This window comes from Candidatus Goldiibacteriota bacterium HGW-Goldbacteria-1 (genome assembly GCA_002839855.1).
Lineage (GTDB): Bacteria > Oederibacteriota > PGYV01 > PGYV01 > PGYV01 > PGYV01.
The window spans coordinates 216,889-229,675 of sequence record PGYV01000001.1 but is presented as its reverse complement, the minus strand read 5'-3'; the positions used below and the strand labels follow the sequence as shown (position 1 = coordinate 229,675).

The following is a 12,787-nucleotide window of genomic DNA, read 5'->3' as shown; positions in this document are numbered from 1 at the left end:
GAATAAATATGAACGTTCATATAAAAGTGAGACTAAAAATAATTGAGATGAAACAAAAATAAAAGTAAAGGGGAGCGGAAAATGAAAAAAGTCAGTATGTTGTTGGTTGTGCTTTTGATGTTGTTTGTTCCGGTTCTGCATGCGGGTACATGTACCGTTGATGCAGGCACCACGTATCAGTACATCCGTGCCATTGGCGTATCAAGCGCATGGTATGGTTTGGCAGGAGGGAATGCAACAACCCTTTTTGCCGATGACAATGTAAACGGGCATATCGGGATTTCATCGTTAAGGGCCAGGATAGACCCAAACGGAAATCACACCGCTGAAGTAAACAATCTTGTAGCGGCTAAGGCTGCCTATTCAAACCTGCTTTGCTGGGCTGCTGAATGGTCTCCTCCGCCGGAGTACAAGGCAAATAATAATGTAAACGGAGATGTGCCAAATAACAAATTCCTTGGCGCGGAATCCGGAGCGCCTAACTGGGCGGATACCGGGTACGCAAATTATCTGGTTTCATATATTCAATACGCCAAAAGCCGCGGCATAGACCTTTATGCAGTATCGCCGCAGAACGAACCCAACTGGAACCCGGATTATGAATCATGCCTTTGGACAGCCGGTCAGTTTGAAGTTTTTGTCCGCGCGTTTAAAAGCGCGCTTAATGCAGCGGGGCTTACAACCAAGATTATGATACCGGAACCCATTAACCCGGGCGGCATGAATCTGGCCGCGACAGCCATGAACAACCCCACAACTGCGTCTTATGTGGGCATACTTGGAACGCACCTTTACGGCGCGATGCCAAACCCGCTTTCTTCATACGGTTTTTCACAGGTTACCAATCAGGAATTCTGGGAAACTGAAATATCCGCCAACACTACCGATATTTCCGGCGCATTGCAGCAGGCGGGATGGGTACAGACATGCCTTGTTAACGCAAGCATGAACGCTTTCCATTACTGGTGGCTTCAGGATATGATAACGAACGGCCAGCCCAATATAAAAGCTTACGCGCTGGGAAGTTACAGCAAGTTTATCAGGCCGGGATATTACAGAATGGCCGCGACAGCATCGCCCACATCCGGCGTGCAGGTAAGCGCGTTTAAGAACACAAACAATTCGTCCCCTTCAAAGATAGTCTTTGTGGCTATCAATAATAATTCTTCTTCTGTCAGCCAGACATTCGCTTTAAACAGCGTTAGTGTAACATCCATAACACCGTGGATTACAAGCGCCAGCGTAAACCTTGTGGCGCAGCCCGCGGTTTCCGTATCAGGCAACACATTCACATACACGCTTCCGGCGCGCAGCATTGTTTCTTTTGTGGGGACAAGCGCTGTAGGCCCTACGGCAACAAATACCCCGTGCGCGGCAACCGCTATAACGCCTTATCTTCAGGTTAACGGCGGCGCGTGGACACAGGCAAGCAGTGCAACGGTTGCTTCTATTCCGGCAACAGTAAACCTTGGGCCTCAGCCGACAACCGGCGGCACATGGAGCTGGACCGGCCCTAACGGATTCACATCCACTTTAAGGGAGCTGACAGCAATACCTTTAAGCTTGGGAACAAATGTATTTACCGCTACATATACAAACGCGTGCGGTGCAAAATCCACACAGGCGTTTACAATTACAGTGCAGAGCGGCGCAACCAATACACCTACCACTGTGGTTACACCGGTAAACACGCCGATAACCACACTCTTTGGCGGCAATCCGCTGATGTATCAGAAATACACCGCAGACCCCAATGCCTGCTGGTTTAACGGCAGGATGTATATTTACAATTCGCACGATAAAGACGGGGCAACAGGTTATGACATAACAGATGTAACTTTGATGTCTTCAGATGACCTTGTAAACTGGACAGACGAAGGCGAAACTTTCAAGGCGTCAAGCACCACATGGGCGGGCCTTACATACGCGCCTGCCGCGATTTACAGGAACGGCTATTATTACCTTTATTACGGCAACGGCGGCGGAAGCATAGGTGTTGTAAGAAGCACAACCCCGACAGGCCCATGGACAGACCCGGTAGGACGCGCGATAATCACAGGCAGCACGCCCGGATGCAGCGGCATGACATATGTATTTGACCCGGGAGTATTTGTTGACGACGACGGCCAGGCATACATGTATTTTGGCGGCGGCGGGCCGGGCAATTTAAGGGTAATAAAGCTTAACGCGGATATGATAAGCATAAGCGGCTCGGCTGTAACTATAGACGCGCCAAGGTATTTTGAAGCGCCGTTTATGAATAAGAGAAACGGAATATATTATCTTTCGTATTCAACTGATTTTTCGGCTTCACCTGCGGCGACAATTGACTACATGACCAGCAGCAATCCGATGACGGGCTTTACGCACCGCGGAACAATACTGGCTAATCCGCCGGATAACTGCGGCAACAACAACCACGCTTCAATTGTTAATATAGGTGATGACTGGTACATAGCGTATCACACAAGAAGGCTGTCAAACACTAATCTTGGAAATTGTAATGGAATTTATCAGAGAAGCGTTGCGCTTGACAGGATGTATTTTAACGCGGACGGCACCATACAGAAAGTGGTAACAACCACAACGGGCGTAAACGCGCTTAAATTAGTGAATCCGTATGCTGTAAATAAAGCGGTTACAATGGCAAAGGAATCCGGAATTCAGACCGAAACATGTTCTGAAGGCGGGTTAAATGTAGGGTTTATAGAAAACGGCGACTGGATTCAGGTAAAGAATTTTGATTTTGGAACAGGCGCTTCAAGTTTTGAAGCACGCGTTGCAAGCGCGGGTGCCGGCGGCAATATAGAAATACGCGTAGGCAGCATTACAGGCACAATTGCAGGCACATGCGCTGTTCCCGTAACAGGCGGATGGCAGACATGGCAGAACGTTACATGCAATGTAACCGGATTATCCGGTGTAAAAGACATATTCTTTAAGTTCACGGGCGGCACGGGCAACCTTTTCAATATTTATACATACCGTTTCTATCCGTCCGGCGCTGTAACGCCAACCAACACTGCTGTGGTTACGTCAACATTCACAAGGACAAATACACCGACAAACACGCAGGGTACTGCTTCACCCACACCGACAAGAACACCCACAATTCCTGTTGTAACAGGCGGATTAAGGGATCTTGCCGCGGCAAAGGGAATGCTGTTTGGAGCGGAAGCGGCAAACAGCCCGCTTCAGAGTGAAACCATATACAGAACCACGCTTGCCAAAGAATTTAACTGGCTTGGCGGAGAAAATGAATTTAAGGCGTATCTGTGGACAGCTCCTTATTCCTATAATTTTACAACCACAGATTATTACAGGAATTTCAGAGACGCAAATAATATGGACATGAGGGGACACGTGCTTGTTTATTACACCGTTGTCCCAAGCTGGATGAGTTCCGGAAATTACACCAGCGCTCAGGTAAGCGACATGCTTAAAAGCTATGTTCAGACAATATCAGCCAGGTATGCGGGCAAGATGAATCAGTGGGATGTTGTAAACGAAGCCGTAACAGACGGCGCGCCTTACGGCTACCGCTCCAACGACTTCTGGTATCAGAAGCTTGGCGATTACATCCCCAACGCTTTCAGATGGGCAAGGGAAGCTGACCCGAACGCGAAACTTTATTACAATGACTACGGCAATGAAGGTTTAAACGGCAAATCAAACTATATTTACGATATGGTTAAAAATTTAAAAGCACAGAACGTGCCTATTGACGGCGTGGGCTGGCAGTGCCATGTAAGCAGCAGCTGGCGTTTAAACGACGATATTTATGAAAACGCGCAGAGGCTGACCGCGCTTGGGCTGGAAATCACCGTAACAGAACTTGACGTGGCAATACCGGTTCCTGTTGACGCGGCAAAACTGCAGTCGCAGGCAAAGGCGTACGCTGATATGACATTCTTTACCATGACTCACCCGAATATAAAGAAAATGTTCCTGTGGGGCTTTACCGACAAACATTCCTGGATACCGGGCTTTACCGACGGAGCATCCGACGCTGCGCTTATTTTTGACACGAATTATAATAAAAAGCCGGCGTATTACGCGATACAGACTGTACTTGGTTTAAATCCCGTAAACGGTATTTACAACGGCGGATTTGAAAGCTCCGTATACTGCTTCAATGAAATGTCCGGCGGCGCGATAGCCGAAGAAACATCAATAGTCCACAGCGGGTCAAAGTCCGCAAGGGTTTCAAACAGGTCGCAGGCATATCAGGGCATAGGCCAGCATATACTGTGGTACCTGCTGCAGAACGGGCAGGGCACATACAGCGCAAGCACATGGGCAAGGCTTGCATCAGGCACGGATAACGCCAAACTTACACTTTACATAAAGGACGACGAAGGCGGAAAATACATAAGCTTAGGTTCGGCTGCGGCCAACAGCACGCAGTGGAGCCAGGTAAGCGGTTCCGCGAATGTTACATGGACCGGGCTTTTAAGGGTGGCAAGGCTTTTTGTGGAAACAGATACCACCACCGGAAACTTCTACGTTGATGACCTGACTTTTGCAAAACAGGGCGCTTCAACACCAACGCCTGTTTTAACCGCGACAGCAACGGCAACAGCAACTTTAACTGCAACGGCTACAGCAACTGCAACTCCTGTAACTGCCGCAACATGGCGCGTGCTTGCGGGAAGCGAAACAGCGTATGTGGATTCCAAAGGCTTTACGTGGTCAGCCGACACCAACTTTGACGGCGGAACAGCGTACAGCACCACAAAAACAGTTTCAGGCGCGCTGCCTGCATCGTCAGACATGGCGCTGTATCAGAGCGAACGTTACGGCAATCCGTTTACGTATACGTTTAATGTACCCGCGGGTTCTTATCAGGTGACATTAAAGATGGCAGAGACATATTTCACGGCAGCAGGTTCACGCAGCTTTAATGTCTCTGTAAACGGAACAGAAGTGATGGCAAATTATGATATCTTTGCGGCAGCAGGCGCGGACAAAGCGGTTGATATGGTATTTAACAACATAGCGCCGGCCGGCGGAAAAATTACTATTGTATTTGGACCGGCAGCTGTGGATAACGCGAAAGTATGCGCTATTCAGATAATACCGCAGCCTGTAATTGTAACTGCCACTCCGACAGCCACAAACACATCAACCAATACGGCAACTAATACAGCGACAAAGACCGCAACCAACACACCGACGAACACCGCGACAAACACGGCTGTGCCTCCGACATCCACATCAACAAACACATCAGTACCGCCGACAAACACAGCTACCAATACAGAAGTGCCGCCTACATCAACAGGCACAATAATACCGCCTACATCCACATCCACATCCACATCTACATCAGTACCTCCGACATCAACATCTACAAACACATCAGTACCTCCGACGGCAACATCGACAAACACATCGGTACCTCCGACATCCACATCAACAAACACATCGGTACCACCGACAGCAACATCAACAAACACATCAGTACCTCCGACAGCAACAAAGACAAATACTTTAGTACCTCCGACATCAACAGCCACAAACACGGCAGTACCTCCTACAGCAACAAGCACGCAGGTTGTGGTGGCAAACTTCAGTATTATGCTTAAGAATTCGGATGCGGAAAACGTATCAAGCCCGCACCCTTCATTCAGGGTGGTAAATACCGGAAACGCGGCGCTTAACTTAAATGGAATGGAAGTAAGGTACTGGATAAACTCTGATTCGGCATCAGGACAGCAGGTTCAGGGTTTCATTGACTGGGCGGGAAAACTTCCGCAGGGAAGTACCATCACGCAGAACATGTCAGTATCTGCCGTGCAGACAGCTCTGGGAACCCAGAATTACTACATAAGCTTCAAGTTTAATTCTTCGATAGTGCTTGCGCCTAATGAATTCGCGGAAGTTCAGGCAAGGTTTAACAAAACAGACTGGAGCTCTATGCTGCAGTCAAATGACTGGAGCTTTGCTTCAAGCCAGGTTTACGCGCGTACAGACAGAATGACAGCCTATGTTTCCGGAGCCTTGGTATACGGAAACGAACCGTCAGCGCAGACCACCAACCTTACAGCAAGCATAAGCAGCGTGCTTAGCTACCCCAACCCGGCTGTAAGCGGCGGGACAACATATCTGCAGTACACTGTTGAAGGCGGCGCGATACAGTCACAGTCAGCGGATAATAAATTAATGACTGTGGATGATCCGAATGCTGTTGTAACCCTTGGGGTTTACACAGCACAGGGAAGGCTTATGTGGAAGCAGGTTGTAACCGGCATTTCCAATGTGTGCGCGGGCAAGCATTCAATACAGTGGGACGGCAAGTCCGCGTCAGGCCATAAGCTTGCAGCAGGCACCTATGTGCTGAAAGTAAGCATTAAATCAAAAGGTGTTGAGAACAGCAAAAACTTCGTGATACTGATTCTTAATTAAGAATTAAGTTATATCAAAAAGCCCCGGGCATCCGCCCGGGGCTTTTTTTTTGGTTGTTTTTTATTTTTTAACGTAGAGACGTATCATGATACGTCTCGTATTTAAATATTTTAGAATTTGTAGGGATAGCGCTCCCGCGCTGTCCGGTTCTTGTATTAGTAATTTATTGTTTTGGCTTCCAATAACAGGTTTGTATTTGCTTTGGTAGGCGCGGGCTTCAGCCCGGGGCAGTTTGATTTTTAAGTGCTGTTAATCTGTGTCATATATTGAAAGTACAACCTTCTGCCTGCAGCTATTTACGCCGTAATTACTACTGAATTGAAATTTTAATTTATGTGTGGTAAGGTAACAAATATAGCGAAAAAAGGGCATTGTTCTATGTGATGGAAAATATCTGTTTTTGTGTTCTCGGGTTTTGGTATCGATTTTATCGTTCTGGTAGACGCGGGTCTTTAGCCCGCGGTAGTTGATTATATTTTTATGTGGTGTTGTAAAAATATAAAGGGGAAAAGCATCATTTGAGGGGCAATAACTACAAGAAACTGTCTGATGTGATTTAGTTTATGTTTTCAAGATCTGATAGGGTTATTTGTTATTATCTGTGGAATATAGATTATCGCAAAGGTTGACCCCTGTTCCTATATGTTTCAATGGAGGTTTTATGAAATCAAATTTTATCAAGTGTAAAGTAAATATAAGATTCAGTGGTTTTGTAAAAGTATTTGTTGTTATAATTTGTTTTGTGCTTATCTCCATAGGGTGTTCAAGGCATATTAGTCCGGAACCAATAACGGAAGGTCTGATTAATCTGACACCTACACCGCTTCCGGATATTTTTGTTATAGATGATTTTGAAGATAATAATTTAATGACTAATATAACTGCTGATTCTTTGAATACATGGACGGCTACTGAAAGAACAGGCGTTAAGTTAATAAATATTTTTGATGGAGCAATATATGGGTCATATGCTCTTAATACAACTGCAACGGTGAGGGCATCTGATTATATCTCCGGTATTAATAATTCAGTTATCTGGGGACACCGCGGGTATTGCACAACTACATATGTCAGAACAACTTCAACTATAAAAGGTGATGATAATGGTCTGGATATTAGAACTTACAATAGTCTGAGTTTCGCTTTAGCTGTCAAAGTAACGCCTTTAGCCTCTGTAAGTAATTTTAAATTCAGCGTAGTTCTATATAAGTATATATATGATTACAACGTTATGACCAGCAGTACAATGTATACGATACATGCTGACTATGTTCCTGTAGATTTAAATGGGACATGGGGTATAGTCACAATACCTCTTAGTGATTTTCGCAACGATTTAGGAGAGACGTTGAGTAATAATCTGGTATTTGAGGAAATGAGTGTTATGACATGGTCTTATCAATATGAAGCGCCTATGCAGGGTATGAGCGTGTGGCTTGATTTTAAAATGGATGACGTAAAATTTATCCGGTAATAAAAAATCGATTCCAGGTATAAAAAATAGAAGTTAATAGTATTTTCAAATACGTGCAGAAGAATGGGAATTTGGGTGGAAACGATAAATAATAAAGAACTTACAGATGAAAAAACATATCCGGATGAGGCAGTGCTTAAAGCTATCCTCGGGAAATCGTATACGGCGTATACCCTACTGATTGAACTGTTCAACAGCCACGAAATGGTTCATGAATGGCGGTATTACCGTGACGGCAAGGCGTGGTTATGCAAGGTTCAGAAAAAGAAGCGCACAATAGTCTGGATGTCTGCCTGGAAAGGGTATATGAAGGCAACAGTATATATCCCGCAAAAATACCTGCGGCAAATATATAAACTGGATATTTCCGGTAAATCAAAGGACAAAATTAGGCTGACAAAAAATGTGGGCAAATCAAAGCCATGCATATTTGAGATAATAAACAAAAAAGTTATTAAAGATTTTGAGAAAGTTATGCTGTTTAAAATTGACTGCAAATAGTGATTTATTGTTTTATGAATATGCAGGATATAAGTCAGAAATATCGTATATTTGATTGGTTTTACTGCCGCCTGGATGATTATAGGTTGACTTTTTGTCAGAAAAAGTATGTATTTTTTCTGACAGATAAAAGGCGGCAGGGCGTTTTGAAGGATGCTTTAAGGGCTTGACTTTACTCAATATATTGAGTAAAATTACTCAAAGCATTGAGTAAAACTACTCAACGTATTGAGTAAAACGGAGATAAATATGTATAAAAGGCCCATATTCGGGGAGTTATTAAAAAGGTTTGCTGAACCAAGGCGTTTTATGCAGGTTCTTATCGGGCCGCGGCAGGTGGGAAAGACCACAATTGCATCCCAGCTTGCCCAAAGCGTTAAAATGCCCGTACATTCAGTTTCCTGTGACGAGCCTGAATATAAATCTGTTTCGTGGATAGAACAGCAGTGGCAGAGCGCAAGAATCGCCGCGGGTAAAAACGGGAAAAAGGCGCTTCTTATAATAGATGAAATTCAGAAGATACAGGGATGGTCTGAAACAGTTAAAAAACTGTGGGACGAAGATACAAAGGCAAAAACTTCTGTTTATGTGCTGCTTTTAGGTTCTTCTTCAATGCTTATTCAAAAAGGGCTTGGCGACAGCCTGGCAGGCCGTTTTGAAGTATTACATGCTTCACACTGGTCATTCGGAGAAATGAGCAGTGCGTTTGGAATTTCATTTGACCAATACACATATTACGGCGGTTATCCCGGTGCTGCCGCGCTTATAAATAACAGCGCAAGATGGGGCTCTTACATTTCTGAATCGCTTATAGAAACTACGGTTTCCAAAGACATACTGCAGATGACAAGGGTTGATAAACCGGCGCTGCTGCGCAGGCTGCTTGAACTTGGATGCTCTTACTCGGGGCAGGTATTATCCTATACAAAAATCATGGGGCAGCTGCAGGATGCAGGCAACACAACAACCCTTGCGCATTATCTGGACCTGCTGTCAGGCGCGGGTATCCTTTGCGGGCTTAATAAATACTCCGGACAGAAAGTCAGGCAAAGGGGTTCCAGCCCGAAATTCCAGGTATATGACAATGCGTTAATTACAGTGCAGTCTAAATTAAAATTCAGTGAGGCAAAGGCAGACGCGGAATTCTGGGGCAGGCTGACAGAAAGCTGCATTGGTTCCCATCTGCTTAATTCGGTTAAAGGTAAAGGGTTGGAGCTGTTTTACTGGGAAGACGGAAGCAGCGAACTGGACTTTGTGCTTGCAAAAAAAGGCAAAGCCGCGGCCATTGAGGTTAAAAGCGGAAGGAAAAAGCAGAAAGCACCGGGTATTGACAGGTTCTCTAAAGAATTTAACACGGACAAAAAATATCTGGTAGGCACAGGCGGAATACCTTTTGAAGAGTTTGTTAAAATAGACATAGAGGAATTGATATGAATAATTTTATAAGCGGAGGCGTGATGAGGGTTTTTATAAGAGTTCTTTATATGACTGCAATTGTTGCGCTTGCTATATTTATTTTTAAGAACGAGTCCTTAATTAAAATTGAAAACCCGAATTACAAAACACTGGATAAAAGTATCAAAATAAGGGATTATTTTATTGAAGTTAAAAAAACAGAACTGAGTCATGATTTTATATTTTACAATTATATAATTTATAAAAATGGGAATAAAATTATGGATATCAGAGAAGATCTTGGTTTAGATGCAACAGATGGACGGGTAAATGCTTATTATGCAGGAAAAGATATTAATCATGACGGGGAACCTGAAATAATTTTTGAGATACCAAATAGATGTTATGAGTTTAACGTATATACATTGGGAAAGGAATTTAAGAAAATATTTAATATTCGTTCTAGAGGCGGAATAGATAAAGTACAAATCAATCCGTTTGATTTTAATCCGGCAGCGAAAATAAAATTCAAAAGCGCTTTTTATATGGGTGATTATCGTTGTATGTGGTGCGGGCCAAATCCTGATCTTGTTTATGCGTATAGAAATGGAAAATATGTTCTGGCTTTTGATTTGATGAAAGAAAGGCCCCCAAGTGAAAAGGTCTTTCAAGAAATGGTAAAATATATAAATTCTAATACGCAAGATGTTGAAAAACCTTTTCAATGGTTTGGTCAACTTCTTTTTTCTGGCAATGTAACGACTGCAGAACGATTCGTTGAACAAATAGAAGATCTTTATAACAAAGAATCATATTTGCGTATTATGAATTTTGTGAAAGAAAAAGACATAAAGGGGAAGGGTGCAAATGGACATTAAAGGCAAACATATGATAGAGGCGGGGCATGTGACGGAAGTTTATGGGCCGGTGCAGGCGCTTAGAAATTATCTTCAGCAGCAGGAGTGCACTTTTACCTTTATCTCCCACCCTTTTTCCTACACGGGGCTGGAAGGTACTAAAGCTGAAGTTTATGAAAATGGTGTCCTGAAAACAACCAAAACAGGGCATAAAAAAAGCGGGAATCTCCTGGTTCAGTGGACAAAAGATTTTTTCTTTAACCTGAATTATGGATTTAAAAATAAATGTGATTTTTTTATGGCTGTGGATAATTTAAACGGGGTGTCTGCTGTCATATTAAAACTTTTCGGCAGGGCTAAAAAAACCGGGTATTACGTCATTGACCATATGGACAGACGGTTTAAAAATCCCGTCTTTAACTTTGTCTACGAAACGCTGGACTATATCTGCCTTAAATACTGCGATACGGTCTGGATACTGTCTGACCGCATGGCTGATGCCAAAAGAAAGAAGTTTAAACTTAAAGGGAATAATTTCCAGATTGTGCCTGTTGGTGTTGAACTTGATAAAGTGGATAAATTCTCGGAAAGTGAAAAACTTAAAGAAAAAACAATGGTCTTAATGAGCTACCTTGATGAAACCAAGGGCGTGCAGTTAATGATAGACGCTATGGAAATAATATTAAAACTGGTTTCGGATGCTCAGCTGCTTATAATAGGAACAGGGCCTTATGAAAACGCCCTTAAAGAACAGGCAAAAAAGCTTAAACTTGAAAAAAATGTCAAATTTCTTGGGCTTATGCAGCACACAGAACTGTTCAAATATATCCCGCACCGCCGCATAAGCATCGCGCCGTATATAGATGATAAGAACAACTACACCTGGTACGCTGACCCTACCAAACCCAAAGAATACCTTGCCTGCGGCCTGCCCATGGTTATAACAGACGTTCCGTGGGTGGCAGAGGAAGTACGGCGCCGCCCAATGGGGGTTGTCTGCGCATATAATAAGGAAGAGCTTGCAGCTTCATGCGTAAAACTTTTAAGTGATGACGCTTTTTATTCCATCTGTCTTAAAAACGCGCTGGAATTCACGTCAACCCTGTCATGGCCTGTCATATATAGCAAAGCCGTGAGCCAATCATGATAAACGCTTTAAAAAGGTTCTACACTCCCGAAATGTTTCAGGGCATAAGCCGCAAAAAACATTACTTTGAAGGGTGGTATTATAAAAACGTAAGCGCTGACAGTTCGTCCGCTATTGCGGTTATTCCCGGTATCTCTATCGTGGATAAAAACGACACGCACAGTTTCATACAGTTTTTTAATGCCAGGGAAAAGTCCGCTTATTATTTCAGGTACGGCGCGGATGAATTTAAATATAATAAAAAAGAGTTTAAAGTAAATATAGGCAAATCTGAATTCACAAAACAGGGAATTAAGCTTGATATTGAAACGCCGGAAGCTGTTATAAAGGGCGAACTGTCCTATTCTGAAATGACAGGCTGGCCTGTGTCACTGCTGTCGCCCGGCGCCATGGGGTGGTACGCTTTTGTGCCAAGGATGGAATGCTACCACGGTATCATGGGTTTTGACCATGCTATCAAAGGTAAAATTACTGTAAACGGACATGAGTATGATATGAATAACGGGCGCGGCTACATGGAAAAAGACTGGGGCACTTCAATGCCGTCATCATGGATATGGGCGCAGTCCAACCATTTTGAAAAGCCCAATGCATCCGTATTTGTATCAATAGCCAAAATCCCGTGGTTTGGAAAAAGTTTTACCGGGTATTTGTGTGGGTTTTATCTTGACGGAAAAGTTTACAGGTTTACAACTTACCTGGGCGCAAAAATTATCGGGCTTAAAGCGGACGAGCACAATATTCATTTTACAATAGAGGATAATAAATATTTTATGGAAGTAACCGGCAAACGTGCCGACGGGGCTGTGTTGGCGGCGCCGTCTTTTGGCGGTATGTCCACAAAAATAAAAGAAAGCCTGCAGTCAGAATTAAAAGTTACATTCGGCAGAAAAACCGGCAAAAACCGCGAAGTGATTTTTGAAGGTACGGGCAAAAACGCGGGGCTTGAATATGTGGGCGACATTGGGGAGCTTGTATCAGGGCTTTAAACACGGGCTTTTGTGT

At 43.9% G+C, this 12,787-nt stretch carries 7 protein-coding genes; all 7 read left to right on the top strand.

Going from position 1 to position 12,787, the window contains the following annotated elements:
- Positions 1 to 81: 81 nt before the first annotated feature.
- The 7 genes from CVV21_00910 (at position 82) to CVV21_00880 (ending at position 12,771) form a co-directional block, all read left to right on the top strand.
- Positions 82 to 6,408, top strand: coding sequence for a hypothetical protein (locus tag CVV21_00910; GenBank protein ID PKL92935.1), 6,327 nt, complete (start codon positions 82 to 84; stop codon positions 6,406 to 6,408).
- A 661-nt stretch (positions 6,409 to 7,069) separates the two neighbouring features.
- Positions 7,070 to 7,882, top strand: a complete 813-nt coding sequence (locus CVV21_00905; GenBank protein PKL92934.1) for a hypothetical protein — start codon at positions 7,070 to 7,072, stop codon at positions 7,880 to 7,882.
- A 63-nt stretch (positions 7,883 to 7,945) separates the two neighbouring features.
- Positions 7,946 to 8,383, top strand: coding sequence for a hypothetical protein (locus CVV21_00900; GenBank protein PKL92933.1), 438 nt, complete (start codon positions 7,946 to 7,948; stop codon positions 8,381 to 8,383).
- 249 nt (positions 8,384 to 8,632) lie between these two features.
- A complete protein-coding gene (locus tag CVV21_00895; GenBank protein PKL92932.1) occupies positions 8,633 to 9,817 on the top strand; it encodes an AAA family ATPase in 1,185 nt (394 codons plus the stop codon).
- 23 nt (positions 9,818 to 9,840) lie between these two features.
- A complete protein-coding gene (locus tag CVV21_00890; GenBank protein PKL92931.1) occupies positions 9,841 to 10,656 on the top strand; it encodes a hypothetical protein in 816 nt (271 codons plus the stop codon).
- Positions 10,646 to 11,782, top strand: a complete 1,137-nt coding sequence (locus CVV21_00885; protein ID PKL92930.1) for a hypothetical protein — start codon at positions 10,646 to 10,648, stop codon at positions 11,780 to 11,782. Before CVV21_00890 ends, CVV21_00885 begins: the two co-directional genes overlap by 11 nt.
- The gene (locus CVV21_00880) at positions 11,779 to 12,771 is read left to right on the top strand and encodes a hypothetical protein (GenBank protein ID PKL92929.1); all 993 of its coding nucleotides are present in this window, start codon (positions 11,779 to 11,781) and stop codon (positions 12,769 to 12,771) included. Before CVV21_00885 ends, CVV21_00880 begins: the two co-directional genes overlap by 4 nt.
- Positions 12,772 to 12,787: the final 16 nt, after the last annotated feature.

What these genes read in the sequence shown, in the direction of transcription:
- CVV21_00910 (PKL92935.1), top strand. Translation starts at nt 82, where the DNA reads ATGAAAAAAGTCAGTATGTTGTTGGTTGTGCTTTTGATGTTGTTTGTT.
- CVV21_00905 (PKL92934.1), top strand. Translation starts at nt 7,070, where the DNA reads ATGAAATCAAATTTTATCAAGTGTAAAGTAAATATAAGATTCAGTGGT.
- CVV21_00900 (PKL92933.1), top strand. Translation starts at nt 7,946, where the DNA reads ATGGGAATTTGGGTGGAAACGATAAATAATAAAGAACTTACAGATGAA.
- CVV21_00895 (PKL92932.1), top strand. Translation starts at nt 8,633, where the DNA reads ATGTATAAAAGGCCCATATTCGGGGAGTTATTAAAAAGGTTTGCTGAA.
- CVV21_00890 (PKL92931.1), top strand. Translation starts at nt 9,841, where the DNA reads ATGAGGGTTTTTATAAGAGTTCTTTATATGACTGCAATTGTTGCGCTT.
- CVV21_00885 (PKL92930.1), top strand. Translation starts at nt 10,646, where the DNA reads ATGGACATTAAAGGCAAACATATGATAGAGGCGGGGCATGTGACGGAA.
- CVV21_00880 (PKL92929.1), top strand. Translation starts at nt 11,779, where the DNA reads ATGATAAACGCTTTAAAAAGGTTCTACACTCCCGAAATGTTTCAGGGC.